The organism is Clostridium sp. CM028 (assembly GCF_030585565.1).
GTDB classification, from domain to species: Bacteria; Bacillota; Clostridia; order Clostridiales; family Clostridiaceae; genus Clostridium_AD; species Clostridium_AD estertheticum_B.
This window is the reverse complement of sequence record NZ_CP077766.1, coordinates 2,924,587-2,942,177: the sequence shown is the minus strand read 5'-3', so window position 1 is coordinate 2,942,177 and position 17,591 is coordinate 2,924,587. Positions and strand designations below refer to the sequence as shown.

Annotated in this window: 22 protein-coding genes and 1 pseudogene; 4 read left to right on the top strand and 19 right to left on the bottom strand. The window is 30.7% G+C overall.

Annotated elements, in window-relative coordinates:
* Positions 1–76: 76 nt before the first annotated feature.
* Complete coding sequence (locus KTC94_RS13895; RefSeq protein WP_220286150.1) at positions 77–526, top strand: hypothetical protein; 450 nt, start codon at positions 77–79, stop codon at positions 524–526.
* Between the two features lie 389 nt (positions 527–915).
* On the opposite strand, the gene KTC94_RS13890 is transcribed toward KTC94_RS13895, so the two are convergent.
* A complete protein-coding gene (locus KTC94_RS13890) occupies positions 916–1,284 on the bottom strand; it encodes a hypothetical protein (protein WP_220286151.1) in 369 nt (122 codons plus the stop codon).
* Positions 1,285–1,599: 315 nt separating this feature from the next.
* Here KTC94_RS13890 and KTC94_RS13885 point away from each other — a divergent pair, with 315 nt between their 5' ends.
* Together KTC94_RS13885 and KTC94_RS13880 are read left to right on the top strand one after the other, a co-directional pair.
* Positions 1,600–1,767 (top strand): hypothetical protein, encoded by a 168-nt coding sequence (locus KTC94_RS13885; RefSeq protein ID WP_220286152.1) that lies wholly within the window; start codon positions 1,600–1,602, stop codon positions 1,765–1,767.
* A gap of 33 nt (positions 1,768–1,800) precedes the next feature.
* Entirely contained in the window at positions 1,801–2,073 is a 273-nt protein-coding gene (locus KTC94_RS13880) for a hypothetical protein (RefSeq protein WP_216302631.1), read from the top strand.
* Positions 2,074–2,170: 97 nt separating this feature from the next.
* Here the strand turns inward: KTC94_RS13880 and KTC94_RS13875 are convergent, their stop codons facing one another.
* The 6 genes from KTC94_RS13875 to KTC94_RS13850 form a co-directional block, all read right to left on the bottom strand.
* Complete coding sequence (locus KTC94_RS13875) at positions 2,171–2,602, bottom strand: hypothetical protein (RefSeq protein ID WP_220286153.1); 432 nt, start codon at positions 2,600–2,602, stop codon at positions 2,171–2,173.
* A gap of 81 nt (positions 2,603–2,683) precedes the next feature.
* Positions 2,684–3,592 carry an MBL fold metallo-hydrolase gene (locus tag KTC94_RS13870; protein WP_220286154.1) on the bottom strand — a complete coding sequence of 303 codons (909 nt, stop codon included), beginning with the start codon at positions 3,590–3,592 and terminating at the stop codon, positions 2,684–2,686.
* 136 nt (positions 3,593–3,728) lie between these two features.
* Positions 3,729–4,229, bottom strand: coding sequence for a dihydrofolate reductase (locus tag KTC94_RS13865; RefSeq protein ID WP_216302628.1), 501 nt, complete (start codon positions 4,227–4,229; stop codon positions 3,729–3,731).
* Positions 4,229–5,014 carry a thymidylate synthase gene (locus KTC94_RS13860; RefSeq protein ID WP_369811905.1) on the bottom strand — a complete coding sequence of 262 codons (786 nt, stop codon included), beginning with the start codon at positions 5,012–5,014 and terminating at the stop codon, positions 4,229–4,231. Before KTC94_RS13860 ends, KTC94_RS13865 begins: the two co-directional genes overlap by 1 nt.
* A 107-nt stretch (positions 5,015–5,121) precedes the next feature.
* Positions 5,122–5,901 carry a hypothetical protein gene (locus tag KTC94_RS13855; RefSeq protein WP_258876432.1) on the bottom strand — a complete coding sequence of 260 codons (780 nt, stop codon included), beginning with the start codon at positions 5,899–5,901 and terminating at the stop codon, positions 5,122–5,124.
* Between the two features lie 212 nt (positions 5,902–6,113).
* A complete protein-coding gene (locus tag KTC94_RS13850; protein WP_216302670.1) occupies positions 6,114–6,917 on the bottom strand; it encodes a lipid II flippase Amj family protein in 804 nt (267 codons plus the stop codon).
* A gap of 169 nt (positions 6,918–7,086) precedes the next feature.
* Between KTC94_RS13850 and KTC94_RS13845 the strand changes: the two genes are divergently transcribed.
* Positions 7,087–7,422: a YnfA family protein gene (locus KTC94_RS13845; protein ID WP_220286159.1), complete on the top strand. Its 336-nt coding sequence runs from the start codon at positions 7,087–7,089 to the stop codon at positions 7,420–7,422.
* Positions 7,423–7,480: 58 nt separating this feature from the next.
* Here the strand turns inward: KTC94_RS13845 and KTC94_RS13840 are convergent, their stop codons facing one another.
* The 12 genes and pseudogenes from KTC94_RS13840 to KTC94_RS13785 form a co-directional block, all read right to left on the bottom strand.
* On the bottom strand, positions 7,481–7,864 hold the full coding sequence (locus KTC94_RS13840) for a helix-turn-helix domain-containing protein (RefSeq protein ID WP_220320149.1): 384 nt from the start codon (positions 7,862–7,864) through the stop codon (positions 7,481–7,483).
* Positions 7,865–8,240: 376 nt separating this feature from the next.
* Positions 8,241–8,465, bottom strand: coding sequence for a DUF3791 domain-containing protein (locus tag KTC94_RS13835; protein WP_216302624.1), 225 nt, complete (start codon positions 8,463–8,465; stop codon positions 8,241–8,243).
* 1 nt (position 8,466) lies between these two features.
* Positions 8,467–8,709 (bottom strand): hypothetical protein, encoded by a 243-nt coding sequence (locus KTC94_RS13830; RefSeq protein WP_216302623.1) that lies wholly within the window; start codon positions 8,707–8,709, stop codon positions 8,467–8,469.
* The gene (locus tag KTC94_RS13825) at positions 8,709–9,038 is read right to left on the bottom strand and encodes a DUF3990 domain-containing protein (protein ID WP_220320117.1); all 330 of its coding nucleotides are present in this window, start codon (positions 9,036–9,038) and stop codon (positions 8,709–8,711) included. Before KTC94_RS13825 ends, KTC94_RS13830 begins: the two co-directional genes overlap by 1 nt.
* A gap of 10 nt (positions 9,039–9,048) precedes the next feature.
* Positions 9,049–9,174, bottom strand: a pseudogene (locus tag KTC94_RS13820) (helix-turn-helix transcriptional regulator); the annotation flags it as partial.
* Positions 9,164–9,682, bottom strand: a complete 519-nt coding sequence (locus KTC94_RS13815; protein ID WP_220320119.1) for a hypothetical protein — start codon at positions 9,680–9,682, stop codon at positions 9,164–9,166. The gene KTC94_RS13815 and the pseudogene KTC94_RS13820, both read right to left, overlap by 11 nt.
* Positions 9,683–10,638: 956 nt before the next feature.
* On the bottom strand, positions 10,639–11,937 hold the full coding sequence (locus tag KTC94_RS13810; protein WP_220320120.1) for a PDZ domain-containing protein: 1,299 nt from the start codon (positions 11,935–11,937) through the stop codon (positions 10,639–10,641).
* A gap of 252 nt (positions 11,938–12,189) precedes the next feature.
* The gene (locus KTC94_RS13805; protein ID WP_220320150.1) at positions 12,190–13,398 is read right to left on the bottom strand and encodes a S41 family peptidase; all 1,209 of its coding nucleotides are present in this window, start codon (positions 13,396–13,398) and stop codon (positions 12,190–12,192) included.
* Positions 13,399–13,742: 344 nt separating this feature from the next.
* Positions 13,743–14,639 carry a permease-like cell division protein FtsX gene (ftsX, locus tag KTC94_RS13800; protein WP_220286165.1) on the bottom strand — a complete coding sequence of 299 codons (897 nt, stop codon included), beginning with the start codon at positions 14,637–14,639 and terminating at the stop codon, positions 13,743–13,745.
* Complete coding sequence (gene ftsE / locus KTC94_RS13795; RefSeq protein WP_165412528.1) at positions 14,629–15,315, bottom strand: cell division ATP-binding protein FtsE; 687 nt, start codon at positions 15,313–15,315, stop codon at positions 14,629–14,631. Before ftsE ends, ftsX begins: the two co-directional genes overlap by 11 nt.
* Before the next feature lie 237 nt (positions 15,316–15,552).
* Positions 15,553–16,491, bottom strand: coding sequence for a transketolase family protein (locus KTC94_RS13790; protein ID WP_216302617.1), 939 nt, complete (start codon positions 16,489–16,491; stop codon positions 15,553–15,555).
* Positions 16,491–17,315 (bottom strand): transketolase, encoded by an 825-nt coding sequence (locus KTC94_RS13785; RefSeq protein ID WP_216302616.1) that lies wholly within the window; start codon positions 17,313–17,315, stop codon positions 16,491–16,493. Before KTC94_RS13785 ends, KTC94_RS13790 begins: the two co-directional genes overlap by 1 nt.
* Between the last annotated feature and the right edge of the window lie 276 nt (positions 17,316–17,591).

The following is a 17,591-nucleotide window of genomic DNA, read 5'->3' as shown; positions in this document are numbered from 1 at the left end:
CACCTCGTTGACACTCGCAATTGCTATGATTAAAAGATAGAATCGATAAAAATAAATTAATGAGGGAGATATTAAAATGAAAATTATATCTATAAAAACCAAAATTCTATCTGGCTCACTAACAGTTGGAATACTTTTATCATCTGCGAGTACAGCTTTCGCAGCAACTTCTAACCCATTAAATATTGGTAAAAAAGCGCCTTTCACAAATGAATGTAAAAAAATAGACACTAAAATAAAACAGGGTTTAGGCGCAAATGTTGAAAACCTTGTAACTGCTAATACTATAACTCAAACTGATGCGAATAAAATTAAAGCTGTACTAAATAGATCTGAAGGTTCAGAAAAAACTAAAACTATTACTACTCAAGAAAATAAACTATATATGGATAGTAATAAGATAACTCATATAAATCCTTTAACATCCCTTGTAAGCAACGGAACTATAACTCAGGATCAAGCCGATAAAATTGTACTGAAGCAATTACATCTATACCACACTAGGGTGTTACATAGTTTACTTTAAAAATCCACTCAATATGAACTTTCTCCTGCTTGACTCCAAATAAGAGGTTGAAACGTGAAATTCCATTAAGGAATTCTAATCTTTTCGAATATAAAATTCCCTGGCGCTCACATTCGGCATCCTGCTTCAGGTTCGCTAGCCTGACTTCCTGTCAGGCTCACGAGAATTTTACATTGGAAAAGAAGAATTTCTAAATGAAATTTCAATGTTTCTGCTTCTCTTATTGCAACGCACCTAGGTGCGAAATCACTTCCGGAGAAAGTCCATACTATTATGCATATCTATATCCACAGGTTGGATGAAATCCAAGGGCAGAAAAAAAAGTTATCCACATTATTTACCACAAACTGTTTCCTATATAATAGAAAAGGGGCTTGCCAAGGGTATTCCTAGCATGCTCCTGATTTTATATTTAAAGATTTATTTTCAATCATTAACCATATAGAAAATATAATTTCAAATAATATCATAACTATTGAAACCACCACCGCACTAAACATAATTCCGATAATAAGTGTAGTCAGAGATATAAGTACAGACATCACTAAATATGCCTTTGATTGATATAACCATCCAAAAGGCAGCAAATGTGCGCCGAAGATAATTGCCAAAACCATTACCATTTTATCTGGAACTGTTGGGTATACCCACATAGCAATTAGTATATATAGAAATTGATTACATGAAAATAAAACCCCTAATTTATTTAAAGGATTATCACTTGTTGAGAACTCTGCTTTTATTATCCTTGAAATCATATATGAAAGTGAATCTAGTTAAGTTTAATTAAATCCAGTTAAATATAGTTAAATTTAACTAACTGCTTAACAACACGTATAAATCAACTCTACAAAACAAAACATTCACTTAATTATACTATTATTACCGTAAATTGGATATAGTAAAAAGGAATGTAGTGTTTTACCCGAAACCCTCAATAACATCATAAAGACTATTTATATGTATTTTGTTAAATATTTGAAGTTAATATTGATATTCTGTATACTATAGTAAATGTCTCAATAGTATACAGAAGTTAATTACTATTAATGGCCTTTATAGGGGGAGTAAATATGAAAATATGGCAAAGACATGTATTAGGAATAGCTGTAGTTCCAATAATTTGGGGTATAATAGTTGATTTAAAATATGGTCACATTGCTTCATTTATAACAAGAGTAATAGGTGTAACTTTAATTGCACTTTTGTTAGAAACTGTATATGAAAAAGCTTCCAAATAAATTTGAACTACTTTATAAAAAGGAGATTTTATTTTGATTAATAAAAAAAACATATATTATATTATATTTTTTGCATCCTTATTTTCAGTTGGATTATTTACTTTTATAGCAGCCCATTTAGATAATATTGGATTTGGAATTATATATATAAAAATCCTAAGATCAATTGGTAACACATTTATTGTTATTATCGCAATTTTAGAATTTAATAAACATAAACTTATAAATAAAGATAAAAATATTGTAGTGTCAATTTTTATTTTATTTGTTTCAATTATTAATTTTATAATTATTTGGTTTTTATAGGAATAGTTCCTTAGAAGATATTTTTTATTTATTTATTTTAAAATTGATAAAAACCCCTGTAAAGTATGTATATAATACTTTATAGAGGTTTTTATACTTATTTTCCTTTTAAGTTGAAATCCAGAACTTTTGACAGCGAATTTATGTCTCCTTTAAATGGGAAACAAAGTAGTTTGTTTTCATTTTCAAAAACCATAAGAAATGGTGCTTCACTTTCGGGTATAATTATATAAACTTCATTTATAAGTGCGTTTAAACATTCTCTCTGTACCTTTACAGGTGGATCAAGCGGGATTTTAATTGCATAACCATCATCTGTAAGAGGGTCACTTTTAGCATAGATATTATCAACATTCTTTATAAAGTTTGCAACCATATTATGAATTTCTGGATTTAACTGAACTACTTTCACCACCTTTCCTTGCTTTGGATCAAAAATTTCAGCATATTTTAATCCTTCAGCATGAATCACTGTTGAATTCAACAGTATAATAAATAAGAACATAACTGACAGTGTTTTTTTAATCATAAACATCACCCATTTATTAATGTTCCCATAATGAATTGTAGTTATGTTACAGGGATTTATTTAATAAAAAATTTTTAAAATTTATTTATCTAAAATCACCGCTTTTGAATATTTAAGAAACCCCTCATCCATATTTAAAACTATCATTCCTGTTTCATTCAAATATTCAACATATGACCTAAGCATTCTTACTATTGTTGTATATCTATACTTGCTTTTTACATTAATATTAAAGCTTATAATAACAGCCTTTAGAATATCCTCCATTGTCATAGTACCATCTATGACATTATATATTCTTAATGCTCTATCCTTATAAAAACTTATATTGTCAGCAATAAGTCCTGTAATATCATCAAATATACCTTTGTGTGCCACGACATATTTGCTATATTTTAGATCATAAAGTTTTAATTTACTTAACAAATCCACACTCAGTATATAAGCGTAAGGCATTTTAGCCCCCCTCATGACTTCATAGCTTATGAGTGAATCTCCCAAATATGCAACATCATCAGGAGTAGTAATGCATATATGTGCAGGACTGTGCCCTGGTGTATGAATAATTTTAAATTTAACACCACACACAGTTACGCTATCTTGGTTGTCCAAAATCATAATATCTGTTTCACAAACCATATCTCCAAAATGCTCTAGAACATCGGATAATGTTTGGCTACTGTAATAGAGCTTTAGATTAACCGTTGAACTGCAAATAAGAGCTTCATAGGATGGCATAGCAATAATACAGTTATATTTTTCCTTCAAATATGCATTATTTCCTACATGGTCTATATGAGCATGACTGCAAATTATGGCGACTACCTTAAAGTTGTTTTTTAAAAGAAGTTCATCTATTCCTTTTCTTTCTCCTTGTGCCCATCCTGAATCCAACATAATAATTTCTTCATGATTAATTTTATAAAAAGGTATGTATGTCATTCCAGTATCAATACAAAATGTATTTCCCTTTATTTCTTTTATCTCCATATATTCACTTTCTTCCTTTTATACTCATTTATGTGATTACCTATTAATGGCTATGTATCTAATATATAATGTAATTGAAAACATTATAACAAAATACCTTAGATTTCTCTAAGTCATTTTGTTATTTTATAAACTATTATTTTACTAAAGTAATACGTTCCAGTGTTAAAAAACTGTATGGTGTTGTTTTATCATCATCAATATAACCAGTTTCTTCTTCTCTAATATTCCACTCCAAATAATTCAGCTCTGGGAAGAATACCTCAGCATCATATTCCTTATGCACTTTTGTTAAATGTATTTTATTACAATGGGGCAATAATAACTTATAAATCTCTCCTCCCCCTATAACAAAATATTCTTTACTGTCTTCTAAAGACTCTAATAATTCTTCCTTAGAATTTAAAACAGTAACTCGTTCATCATTTACTACAAAATTCTTATTTTGAGTAATAACTATATGGTGTCTTTGAGGAAGAATACCCGGAAGAGACTCAAATGTCTTTCTTCCCATTATAATAGTATTTCCACTTGTAATCTGTTTGAATCTTTTTAAATCTTTTGAAAAATGCCAAAGTAATTTATTATTTTTCCCTATAGCAAAATTTTCTCCAATAGCAACAATACACGTAAGCATTATACAGCCACACTCCCCATATTTATTTTCCCAAGGTGTTTATAATCTATTAGTTTAACATCTTCAGGTGTAAAGTCATAAAAGCTTTTAATTTCTGGATTAATCCAAATCTTAGGTGCTTCTAAAGCTTCTTCTTTTCTTGAAATCTGTAATTTTAAACCTTCAATATGATTTTCATATACATGTGCATTATTTATAACATGAGTAAATAATCCTGCTTTGAGTCCTGTAACATGTGCTATCATATGAACTAATGATGCATATTGACTTGTGTTAAATGGAATTCCGAGGGCCGTATCTCCAGACCTTTGTATTAACATACAATTCAGCCTTCCATCAGTTACATCCCACATAGTTAAAAAACAGCAAGGTTGAAGCGCCATTTCAGGAAGATCTTCTATATTCCATAAGTTCATCATCATTCTTCGGTCTTGAGGATTCTTTTTTAAAGCCTCAATAAGTGTATCAATTTGGTGATACTTAGCTATTTGAAAACCATACGCCTTCCCTATTGTGCCATCTTCCAAAGCCCATTCATCCCATATATGTACATTTTGTTCTTGAAGTTTTTTAACATCATTAGATTGGTCTTTGAAAATCCAAAGCAATTCTTTTACCGCAGTTTTAAATGCAACAAATTTAGTCGTTAATATTGGAAATTCTTCTTCTAAATCAAATTTCATAATTTGGTGAGGCAGTTTTAAAGTTGCAACCCCAGTACGATTTTGGTCATAATATCCTTTTTTAATAATTTTCTCTGCCATTTTAATATATTGTCTATCCATTTCATTTGACATAATTTATCATTAGTGAGAAAGTATCCATTAAGTATCCAAGCCCACTAAATATTCACTTCCTTTCTATATTTCTTTTTTATTATATAGCTCAGCCTTTATTTAGACTTTTTTAATATTAACGACTCTTTTTTCCCATTCCATTCTATCTTAACTAACATATCCCTATCAGTAGCTTTTGGAAGTCCTGCCGTCAGTTTCAATTTGCCAGCATGCACCTTGCTATTATGATTTTTAAATTCGCCACTTTCTCCTTCATTATACGTATCTATAGAGTATTTAACATCTTTTACCAAATTACCATTTATCCCAGTGTACTTAAATGTATAATATGTGTCATGTGAGTTTTCATTACCATCGATTTTATACCCTACATCCCAATTTGGACTCTTACCTTCATACTTAATTAAAACATCTTCAATGTCTAAACGTAAATTACTTGCAAGTCTAGAAAGTGCTTTGCAATTACTTTTGTCATTAGGATTTATAACTATATAATGTAAATAATTATATATAAGTTCTCGCTTTTCAGTAACAGCTTTCCACCTACTATTAGTTGTATTATTTTCTGATATACAGGAATTAAGTTCATTTATCGCGTTAAATAATTCATTACTATTCTCAACATTAGCATACGAAGTCGAATTTAATATATTCAAAGCTGTATGTAGGTTAGATGCAGCCTTTATATAGTAATATTTTTTTTCATTCTCGTTTAGTTTACTGTAGTCCTGTGCAAAACAAGTTTGGGTTTGAGATAAACTGGATATAAATAATTCAGTCGCAGTTTTTTCTTGCTGCTTTAAACTAAGAAAATTATAAGCCCCAAATATCAAACTAATTATTAAAGCTATTATTAATAGATGCTTTTTCTTCATTAGAATTTCACCTTTCATACAAATTATATTTTATATTTTAGAATCTAAACAAAAATTTTTTTTTTAATATTATGATATATTAAGTTACAATTGAGTTTTAATTATAACATAAAGTATGCCTTTATATCATACATACTCTTCCCTCATCAAAACAACACACTTGTCATTTTTTTATAAATAAAAATTGTTGATTCGTGTTTTTAAATTTTATTTTAAATTGCTTTGGCTATAAAAGATATTATATGTGCTGCTGGAACTAATAAAAGCTGAGCTAAAATAGTACCCACTATTAATCCTCCAACAATAAAAATTATACATCTATCAAATTGCAATTGACTACATTCTCCTTTTAGTACATCGTCTGTCAGAATCGATATATATGGATCTACGAATATAACCATAAGTATTGCTGCCATGCCCGTTATCACACCTGATAATGTACTGCATGTACTTCTTAGTTCTGGGTTTAAACATCCTGCATACAATGATGCTAAAACACCAACAGTTGCTATTGAAAAGGCTATGGTGTTAATTAAAACTATTTTCTTAGGTATCATTTTAAAACTTTTAAATTGTCCCAAATTTTCTTTTCTAGGTTTTGTAACACTACTTTTAAACTGCTCTATTCCTGATTTTGAAAACGAGTGTAATAACAATTTAGCTATAGAACGATTATAACTAAATGATTCTACAAGTTTTCCAAAAATTTTTATAAATGTTGGCATGAGTGCTGCGCCAATAATTGTTGCTATTGTTGTAGAAAATAGAATCCATCTAAATGTAGATAATAAACTTTGAGGGTCCCCGGCTTTTATAGTCTCTTCAATCCTTTTAGCTAGTAATGGTGCTTGTACTGTATTTGCAGTTCTAGAAATTAACGAAAAAATATTAAACACCGCAAAAGATACCGCTATTCTTCCCGTTCTTACACCAACACTTCTTACAGAATAGGCCAGTGTTGAAATTATAGAAATGATAACCGTAAGAATTAAAACAATTATTACTTGTTTAGACATATACTCCCCTCCGTCTTCCTTAATTTTTCTTAATATACTATTACGTCTTTGTTTCATTATATCGAATTTCAATAAACATTTCCAATATCATTATCATTAAACATATATATATTCATGATATAATATCTAAATGTGTCTTAAAATCATAAATAGGTAAGGAGATATACATTTGGAAATTATAAAGTCAGTTTTCTATTTTGTGCTAGCAGGTATATTTGAAATAGGCGGAGGATATCTTGTTTGGTTATTTTTACGCGAGGGTAAAAGTCTTTGGTATGGAGTTGTAGGCTCGATATTATTGATATTATATGGCATTATTCCTACACTACAGCCTCAAAATGCTAACTTTGGCAGAGTATATGCAACTTATGGGGGAATATTTATTGTCCTTTCAATCTTGTGGGGATGGAAAGTTGATAACGTACTCCCAGACAGATTTGATTTAATTGGCGGAGGCATTGCACTAATTGGGGTTATTATCATTATGTATGCTCCAAGAGGATAAAAAAAATTATTGTCTTTTTTAATAAGCATCAAAAAAATTAGTGCAGTTTCTTATTATCTTAAATTTTTCTTTTGAATTCTTTAAGGATATGAGAAACTCCAAGCCCCAAAAACCCACCTGCTGTTGCCCACATAAAATTCCCTGTAACACATCCAATGGCTGTTCCTAACATCATACAACCAATCATTAGCCTATCATATTCTTCACCTTCATCTTCATCATCTACACTATCAGTGCACCCTATATTTTTATCCTTTACTAGATCATCTAACGTTATTTCAAATAAATCACTCAATATTATCAGTTTATTTATCTCTGGATATGTTTGCCCAGATTCCCATTTCGATATTGACTGACGAGATACATTTAATACCTCTCCAAGTTGTTCTTGTGACAAACCTTTTTCTTTTCTTAACGTTTGTAATTTTTCTGAAAAACTCAACTTCATCACCCCACCTAAATAATACCCTAACATCAGCTAGCATACTAGCAATTTCCATTTGCTTTCTTGTCAACTTACGGTTGCAATTACTATAGCAACCTAAAAGCGACTGTTTGTTAATATAATTACTCTTCGCTAATACCGTTTTTCTCTTACTCTCTTCATGGTAATAATTACTCAAAAGTAACTGTACCCACTAAAATTAAAAATGGAAAGAGCATAATGTGGATTTTTAGACTTAATTCTTTTTCTTAGAGAATGCTAACAAAAGTATATATTGCGTAGAATGCGTTCGAACACTTAGCGACGTGAGCGCATTTCAGCAATATATACTTTTTGTTATAGCATTCTCTAAGGCTCTGAAATTTTTAAATTATTAATGTGCAATCCCTGAATCAACCTTTTGCTTTGAATTAATGTAAATACTAAGGTCTTCTATAATATATTCTCTTCCAGTGGTATGCAAAGCTTCATAGCTCGCATCAATATAATCAAAAACACGATATCTGTTAAAAAACTCTAAAGCTTCCTTGCCTTTTAAACCTTTTTCATTTTTATAATTTTCTATACAATATACTAAAAAGTCTAATTTTTGTTCCATTTTATGCCTCCTCTGGAAAAATAATTTTACCTGTTTTTATTTCTTCAACATAGAGACTATAAAGGGTAGGCACACTTAAATGCCAAACTTTCGTCTCCTCTTGCTCCAGCTTTTCATAAAGCTTTGATGAATAAAAATTATTTAATGCATCCTTATCAGAAATATTCATCTCTTTGGCAATTATTTGTACCAAGCGAGATACGATCACTTGTAAAATAGCTTGAAATTCTTTCGATTCACTCATCATATATCCTCCTCTATATCAGTATTTAACTGACCAATATAATGCAAATAGGTCAATGCCTTCTCTGTACAAAAGGTAACTTGATCATATAATTTTTTAATCTTCAATCTCTTGAGAGTTTCTTCTCTATCCAAGAGTCCTGCTTCATACAAACTGAAAACCCTATATATAGTATCATCAGCTACTGCTCCAATTATCACATCATACTGTTTTCCGCTATACATACCCTGTCTATTAGAAAAAACAAAATCCAGCCAGTCTCCATCAGGCTCGTCGAATTTTAGCACTTCAACTATATTTTTTATGTTGTCAAAATCAATCTCATACATACTAACTGCTTAATGTTGGATTATACTTATCATTTTCTATAGCTATAATTGTTTGGCGAGTAACCCCTAAATTATTAGCCAATTCCTCTTGCGTTAATTTATAACTTTTACGATGTTCTTTGATGCTATTTTTCATGATATTTCTCTTTGAAGTTGTGAAGTATTATCCCTTTAGTTATGTTATAAATAATGAATACCACTCCAATTATTATAAGAGGTAATCCTAATTTTCCACTAATGAAAATGTCAATAACAGCCCATATGATAAGAAATATATTAATATAAAGAAAAGTTACACTGATAGCTTTATCTGATACTTTCCGCTCCCTTTCATCCATAAATCTGAATCCAGCAGTTCCACTAATTAATGCTTCCCTCTTTCCTCCAAAACGCTTATTGAATATTGCTTGAGCAGCAAACATAAACAAAATTTGTGTATTCACTATAAAGGCTATAAGTGGATCAAGTGAAATTGAAACATAAATAGAAGAGTTAAATAAATATAAAGGTGGCAGCAATATTAAATTCTTATACATAATTGATAGAATACATAAAACCGATATGCCCAGTATTTCAAAAAAATAAGTATAGCGAACTGCAATGCGTTTAGAATTTTGTACACGCTCATCTTCTCTTAAAATCATTTCTATATCCCTCCTAAATGTTAATACATCTTTACATTTATTACCTTTAACAACATTTCATAAGGAAAGTCTCCCACTGCTATAATATATTCTCATCCTGCATATGTGTCATTAATTGCAGTGGAATTGAGAATTTTTAAATATTAGAAATTCTTTTTTTTTAAGTGGTTGGAGGTATGTAAAACAGTTCTAATAATATAGAATTTGTTTTATTTAAGTCTCTCTAATTGTAACGGAAGTACTGCTTGGACTTCCGTTACAATTAAAAAAAGCCTATTTTAAAGGCCTTTCAAAAAATTCTCCTTTAAAATAAAGCTTAACTTAGTACCACCAACAAAATATAGATATTCATTTTATCTATAAATCACCATATAGATAATCAAAGATAAAGATGGTAAAAGTAAAAGTATATTTATTATATTAAAAATATAATCTTTTTTATTTTCATATTCTGCATTTTTAAAAAATTTATTTTTTAGTAACGAATACACAACTACGAATACAACAATTAAAGTAGTATGGTTATATTGAAATTGTTGCCAGGTGGAAAATAAAATTAACAATAAACATACTATTGTGCTGATTTTTTCAAAATAATATTTTTTTTTCATAGTCACCTCACTAAAATCAGTATCTATTAACGATTATAGACACCTAAATTAATTTAATTTTAACTAATTTTAACATATTTAAAGTATTTATTCAATATCACTCTTTTGAGATCATTTTTATCATTCAGGCTTTACTAAGAGATAAAATAACAAGTATGAAATTCTTCTTTTGCGAACATAAAATTCTTGTAAGCTTGCACAGGAAGTGCAAGCTAGCGAACCTGAGGCAAGACGCCGAATATGAGCGTTAAAGAATTTTATATAAGCAAAAGATTAGAATTTCTTAATGTAATTTCTAGTTTTTAGTTCGTTTGCAAGGCACGTAGGAGAAACTTCATACTTTTTCTATTTCTTATCCTTTTCTTTATTTCTCATTTTGTTCATCACATCTTTAAAGGTTTCATTATCCACCTTTACTATAGCAGTATCTTTTGGTAACTCCCTTGGTACAATAACTACTCCTAGTCTTTTGTCTCCAGCCATACTGCTATAACTAGTATCTTTTAGTTCTCCGGAAGGTTTTTTAATTTTAAGATTTATTGAATTAAATTTCCCTTTAACTATGTTAATAAGTTCTTCTTCATTCTCTATTTTACTCTTGTTCATCTGCACTATTAAATCTCCACTTTGAATCCCCATTTCAAAAGCAGGAGACTTAGGCGCTACTTCCAGTACCATAATTCCCTCTTCACTACTCATAAATTTTGGTTTTAAAGTGAGCTCCATGTACTTTTCTAGTCGTAGCATTGCCTCATGCAATATAGCTGCAAATATCAAAATAAATATTTGAAAAACTGACCCTAATACTGGTAATTGAGATACAGCTGTTAGCGCTATACCATAAGTAAGTACTAATGCTCCCGAAGTAAGCGCCTTCCTTTTCTTAAGCTTTGTAAATGTAATGCTGCTATATCCAATAACTCCATACAGTGCCATAGATGCTATAACCGAATTTTTTACAATCCGATTGACTATGTCCCCTTTTATTAAACCCTTCCACTCAGTCATCATGAAGTTCTGCCCAACCGCTAATTCTGATGAAGACGCACTTAAAAGTATAAGTAAAGCAATTGGTAGTGCCCAATATCTTTTTAAGGCGAACCCACCTATAATTTTTTGATCTCTATTAGTAAACACAGGAATAGCTCCTCTTGAGCCATCTATCATGACTAAGATTCCCTCTATAATATGTAATATTCCAACCAGTGTCATTAAGGTCAGAATATCTATGTTTATAATATTCAATTGTGGCATATGTAATGTACTGGATGCATATTTAAACACCAGGCTCATTATTCCCAGAACTGCACCAGAATAAGAAAAACTAATATATCTAGGCTTAACTGCCATAAAAAATAACGACACCATAAACAATAAATAAATATTTGAATTTTCATCAAAAACTAACCCTGAAAATGTAAATAATAGACTTGCCACAGCACCGGCAAAAATTCCTATTACAATTTGAGATATAGTTAGTTCAAAAGGTGAATCTAAACTTTCTCCCATTATCATTTTCTGCATAGCTGCAGTCTTCTTATTTTTATTATAAAAAATTATTGCAATTATTATTAAAATAAACGAATTTGAAGGGTCAACAATTGCAAACGCAACTGCTCTTAAAGTATGTATTGCAATTTCCATTGATTAAAATTCTCCTTTCATATCACTATGAAACACGTAATATTATAAGCTATTAAAATGTCGTCAAATCATCACCTGCGGTGCTCAATATTAACGACTCCAGAAGGTGATTTATATTCCCACTGAACTTCTATTTGTTATATTATATAACTTACGATTATAGAAGTAGGAGACTTCCCTTCTGAAATGTCGTTAAAAACCAAGTATCTACCAAATTTATTGGTAGATACTTAAATAGATACTTTTATTTTATTATTTGATTTTATCTTTAGCTATCTCTAAAGCTTTTTTAAACTGCGGATCCAAAGTTCTATCATATGGTTTCTCTTTAAGTGCTTGTGGATACACAACTGGCACTTCCGGTTTTATTCCAATATGATGTATATTCTCACCACTCGGCGTATAATATTTTGATATAGTAATTTTTAATGCTGTACCATCATCAAAACCATCAACGCTTCTGTAAAACATCCTTTGAACTATGCCTTTACCAAAGGTTTTTTCTCCCACTAAAGTACCAACTTTGTAGTCCCTTATAGCACCTGCAAAAATTTCTGAGGCACTTGCTGAACCTTCATCTGTTAATACTGTTAATGGCATGCCTAATGCTAGGCCTCCCTTAGATTTATCTTCAGTTTTTCTCTTATTCTTATCTATTGTAGATACAATAACCTTTCCTTTAGGTACAAAGTTAGATGTTAAATCTACAACCTGATCTAAAAGTCCGCCAGGATTTCCTCTTACATCTACTATTAGACTCTTCATACCCTTCTCTTGTAATTCTGATAATTTCTTTTCAAAATTCTTAGCAGTATTCTCATCAAACATTGTAAGCTGAATATATCCAACCGTGCCTTCTAGCATTTCGCCTTTAACTGTTATCAAATCGATCTTAGCACGTTTCATACTAATGTCAAAACTACCTTTCCCTTTTCGATTAATAGTTAAGGTAACTGACTCATTTGCCTTGCCCTTCATCATTGTAACAGCTTTTTCTAGTTCTTTTCCAGAGACTTCTGTTGAATTAACCTTTTCTATAACATCTCCAGAAATTAATCCTGCTTTTTTAGCTGGTGATCCATCAAAGGGTGCAATTACAACTATCTTATCGTCTTTAACTCCCACTTGTAATCCAAGGCCAGTATAAGCTCCTTGTGTTTGAGAATTAAAGTCTGAAAACTCTTTCTTGTTCATAAAAGTTGTATAAGGATCCTTTAGGGAATCAGTCATGCCCTTTATAGCTCCTTCAACTAAAACATCATCACTAATTTTGCCATCATAGTACTCATACAATTTATTTCTGACTAAAAATAGTTTTTGAAACTTTAATACCTGGTCATAAGCTTCTCTTCCAATAGCCACTTTTCCATTTGGAATACCTAATGAAATTTGAGTTGAGACAAATAAAGTTATGGTATTAGTAATAAGTACTAAAACTATAATCCATATAATACACTTCATTTTCTTTGCTTTGGGTTTTCCACTACCATTTTCTAAAACTCTAAATTTTTCAGGCTTATTTTCATCGCCCATTTTATACACCTCTTTATTATTCTCTATATATTATTCTCTATATATTATCTATATATTCTCTATATATTATTTATGTAAATATAATAAATTTATAACACTGATAAGAAAATAAATAAATTTAATGACATTTCAGAAGGATAGTTCTCCCTTTCTATAAGTATATGTTACATTCTATAATAAATACAGAAATTCAGTGAAAGCATAGATCTCCTTTTGAAGTCGTAAAAGCATCCTCTGCGAAGCTGTGCAGATTCGCAGAAGATGCTTTTATACTATACAACCAAGAATTTTCTTATAGATATAGAACTTCCTATGGCTCCAATAACTAAGCCACCCAACATAAATTGCCATAAAGTAGTACTTAATATCATATGAGGGTTTATAAGAGTAGCTCCTAATAATCCATTAGTAATCTTTAAGAAAGCCATTTTATAAGCATAATATAGTAATCCAGTAGAAATAAGTGCTCCTGCTAAACCTAAAATCATGCCTTCAATAATAAATGGCCATCTTATAAACCAATCCGTAGCACCAACAAATTTCATAATACCTATTTCTTTTTTTCTAGAGTAAACTGTAAGTTTAATTGTGTTTCCTATTAAGAATAAAGAAACAGTTATTAAAACTGCAAATAATGCAATTCCTATTATTTTAAGAGTATTTGTTATCTTTACAATTTTATCAACATATTGTCTGACATCTTTAATTTCCTCTATGCCTTTTAATCCTGTAGCATTCTTAACCACATCATTTATTACTTCAGGTTTGGTAACACTTACAACGTATGCAGTCGGAAAAGGATTTCCCCCTTTACCTTCAAATCCTTTTACTAAAGCTTGGCTATCTTTGCCAAATTGTTTCTTTACTTTTGCTAGTGCATCGTTCTTATCCTCAAATCTAACATCTGTTACTCCCGGTGTTTTGCTTAAAGCATTTTCAACAGCTGATTTATCTGCTACTGTTATATCATCCTTAAGATAAATTCCCACCTCTAACTTAGCTCCTAGTTCTTGAATTCCTGCGTTAACATTAAAAACAATTAATAAAAACACCCCTAGAATAAATAGAGTAGCAGCCACCGTAGCCACTGACGCTATACTAACGGTTTTATTTCTTTTTAAGCTTTTTAAAGCATCCATAACAAAATTTTTAATTGTACTAATCTTCATAACCGTATCTTCCCCTTTGCTCATCTCTAACTATAACACCCTTTTCTATAGCTATTACCCTCTTTTTCATAGAGTCTACTATATTTTTTGCATGTGTTGCCATAACTACTGTGGTACCAGACTTGTTAATATCTTTTAAAATATCCATAATACCTAATGCAGTTTCAGGATCTAAGTTTCCTGTTGGTTCATCTGCTATTAGCAAAGTAGGATTATTTACTATAGCTCTCGCAAGAGAAACTCTTTGTCTCTCTCCACCTGAAATCTCATGAGGAAAAGCCATATATTTTTTTGATAATCCAACTAAATCTAAAACATAAGGTACTTTTTTCTTAATATCCTTTGCAGAACATTCTGTAGCCCTTAGTGCAAACGCCACATTTTCATAAATATTTAAAGACTCAATTAATCTAAAATCTTGGAAAACCACTCCAATTTTTCTTCTATGATAAGGTACCTTTTTTCTAGGTAATTTTGTTATATCCGTATCATTTATAATAACACTTCCCGTAGTTGGTTCTACCTCTTTTAAAAGTATCTTAACAAAAGTAGATTTTCCTGCTCCACTAGGACCTACAATGAATATAAATTCCCCTTTTTTAATAGTTATGTCAATATTCGACAAAGCCGTTACATTATTATCATAAATCTTAGTTACTTTTTTAAATTGTATCATATTAAACTCTCCTTACCATACTTATGTAATTTGTTTCATTAAATTCATCACTAACATTATAACATACTGATTAAGCCTGTAATAATTTATAATATAAAATTTCCGTGAATATTATAAATATTATAAATAAATCGCTCGTTATGATTTCCTAAAAAACAAAGTTTATTATAGTTAAACAATATTATCCTATAAATTATTTAGAGACTTTTATACATACGTGCATAAAAGTCTCTAAAATTATTTTAAGGAAAGACCCTTTTTGAGAGCTTTAACTATTTCATCTGTAGTTAATCCATATGCTTTTAAAAGTTCTTCTGGCTTACCACTCTCACCAAAGGTATCTTTAACTCCAACTCTCATAACTGGTACTGGATGATTAGTCGTAACAACCTCAGCTACTGCCGATCCAAGTCCGCCTATAATGCTATGTTCTTCAGCGGTAACAATTAATCCAGTTTCGCGAGCTGCAACAATAATTGCCTCTTCATCAATAGGTTTAATAGTGTGTATATTAAGCACCCTAACCTTTATTCCTTCCTCAGCCAATATGTTATAAGCTTCCAAAGCAGCATCTACCATAATACCTGTAGCTATTATAGTTGCATCATGTCCTTTTCTAAGCGTTACAGCTTTCCCCAATTCGAATTTGTACTCAGGATCATCATTTACTGTGCAAACACCTGATCTTCCAAGCCTTACATAGCAAGGTCCGTGGTACTTTATAATAGCCTTTATAGCAGCTTCCGTTTCAACATCATCACTAGGGCTTATAACTACCATATTTGGTATACTTCTCATTAAAGCTATGTCTTCTATTGCTTGATGAGATGCTCCATCTTCTCCTACTGTGAGTCCTGCATGCGTTGCGCAAATTTTAACATTTAATTTTGGATAACAAATAGAGTTTCTTATTTGTTCAAAAGCTCTTCCTGCTGCAAATATAGCAAAAGTACTTGCAAAAGGAATTTTGCCACAAGAAGCAAGTCCTGCAGCTACGGACATCATATTTCCTTCGGCGATACCCATATTAATAAATCTTTCTGGAGCCACTTTTTTAAAGTCTGCAGTTTTAGTGGATTTAGATAAATCCGCATCTAAAACAACTATATTTTCATTTTCTAATCCTAATTTGGCTAAGGCTTTACCATAAGCTTCTCTTGTTGCAACTTTACCCATTATACAGTACCTCCAATTTCGTCTATTGCTTCTTGGCATTGTTCTTTATTTGGAGCGCTTCCGTGCCAACTAGCTTCATTTTCCATGAAGGATACACCTTTACCCTTTACAGTTTCGCAAATTATAACTGTTGGTTTTCCTTTTGTTTTTTTAGCTTCTTCTATAGCACTTTTAATTTGTACAAGATCATGTCCATCGATAGAAATAACGTTCCATCCAAAAGCTGCAAATTTAGCATCTACTGGATCAGAACCCATAACTTCCGAAACCTTACCATCTATTTGTAGTCTATTATGATCTACAAAAGCGGTTAGATTATCAAGCTTATAGTGTGCAGCTGACATAGTTGCTTCCCAAACTTGACCTTCTGCAAGTTCACCATCTCCAAGCAGTGAATACACTCTGTATCCTTTTTTATCTAGTTTTCCAGCTAATGCCATTCCTACTGCAGCAGAAATCCCTTGGCCTAAAGAACCTGTAGACATATCTACCCCTGGAATAGTATTCATATTAGGATGTCCTTGAAGCATTGATCCAAGTTTTCTTAGTCCCATTAATTCACTTTTATCAAAGTATCCCTTTCTAGCAAGCACGCTATATAATGCTGGTGCCGCATGCCCCTTTGAAAGTACAAATCTATCTCTGTCTGGATCATTCTTATTTTCTGGACCCGCATTCATCTCATTAAAATATAAAGTAGTTATGATTTCCACAGCAGATAACGATCCACCTGGGTGCCCAGACGCTGACTTTGTAACCATAGTTACGATATCTTTCCTAACTTCTTTAGTAATTGCTTTTAATTGTTCTAATGTTTTCTCCATATGTCTCCTCCTAATATTGCTTTGGTGTAGATAAGAACCAATAGTTGTTATCTACCTGTATTCCTATTTATCTTATTTAATTATTATAACATAATTTTTAAACCTTTTATAAAATACAATAAAAAAGAAAAAGTATATATTACTATTAATGCATTCGCTTCCCTAAGAACTACTAATTTTATTTAAAATTAATCTGCTAAAAAACATAGCCTCGCTATCTCGCTCAACCATATGTTTTTCTTAACGCATCTTAATTAAAAATAAAATAAGAAGTTC

Bases quoted from the DNA above. Each gene is read 5' to 3' on its own strand.
- KTC94_RS13810 (WP_220320120.1), bottom strand. From the start codon at position 11,937: ATGGAAATTGCAATACATACTTTAAGAGCAGTTGCGTTTGCAATTGTT.
- KTC94_RS13835 (WP_216302624.1), bottom strand. From the start codon at position 8,465: ATGGAACAAAAATTAGACTTTTTAGTATATTGTATAGAAAATTATAAA.
- KTC94_RS13850 (WP_216302670.1), bottom strand. From the start codon at position 6,917: ATGTCTAAACAAGTAATAATTGTTTTAATTCTTACGGTTATCATTTCT.
- KTC94_RS13855 (WP_258876432.1), bottom strand. From the start codon at position 5,901: ATGAAGAAAAAGCATCTATTAATAATAGCTTTAATAATTAGTTTGATA.
- KTC94_RS13860 (WP_369811905.1), bottom strand. From the start codon at position 5,014: ATGGATAGACAATATATTAAAATGGCAGAGAAAATTATTAAAAAAGGA.
- KTC94_RS13785 (WP_216302616.1), bottom strand. From the start codon at position 17,315: ATGGAGAAAACATTAGAACAATTAAAAGCAATTACTAAAGAAGTTAGG.
- KTC94_RS13825 (WP_220320117.1), bottom strand. From the start codon at position 9,038: ATGTATGAGATTGATTTTGACAACATAAAAAATATAGTTGAAGTGCTA.
- KTC94_RS13890 (WP_220286151.1), bottom strand. From the start codon at position 1,284: ATGATTTCAAGGATAATAAAAGCAGAGTTCTCAACAAGTGATAATCCT.
- KTC94_RS13815 (WP_220320119.1), bottom strand. From the start codon at position 9,682: ATGATTTTAAGAGAAGATGAGCGTGTACAAAATTCTAAACGCATTGCA.
- KTC94_RS13805 (WP_220320150.1), bottom strand. From the start codon at position 13,398: ATGAAGTGTATTATATGGATTATAGTTTTAGTACTTATTACTAATACC.
- KTC94_RS13790 (WP_216302617.1), bottom strand. From the start codon at position 16,491: ATGGGTAAAGTTGCAACAAGAGAAGCTTATGGTAAAGCCTTAGCCAAA.
- ftsX (WP_220286165.1), bottom strand. From the start codon at position 14,639: ATGAAGATTAGTACAATTAAAAATTTTGTTATGGATGCTTTAAAAAGC.
- KTC94_RS13885 (WP_220286152.1), top strand. From the start codon at position 1,600: ATGAAAATATGGCAAAGACATGTATTAGGAATAGCTGTAGTTCCAATA.
- KTC94_RS13895 (WP_220286150.1), top strand. From the start codon at position 77: ATGAAAATTATATCTATAAAAACCAAAATTCTATCTGGCTCACTAACA.
- KTC94_RS13870 (WP_220286154.1), bottom strand. From the start codon at position 3,592: ATGGAGATAAAAGAAATAAAGGGAAATACATTTTGTATTGATACTGGA.
- ftsE (WP_165412528.1), bottom strand. From the start codon at position 15,315: ATGATACAATTTAAAAAAGTAACTAAGATTTATGATAATAATGTAACG.
- KTC94_RS13830 (WP_216302623.1), bottom strand. From the start codon at position 8,709: ATGAGTGAATCGAAAGAATTTCAAGCTATTTTACAAGTGATCGTATCT.
- KTC94_RS13875 (WP_220286153.1), bottom strand. From the start codon at position 2,602: ATGATTAAAAAAACACTGTCAGTTATGTTCTTATTTATTATACTGTTG.
- KTC94_RS13865 (WP_216302628.1), bottom strand. From the start codon at position 4,229: ATGCTTACGTGTATTGTTGCTATTGGAGAAAATTTTGCTATAGGGAAA.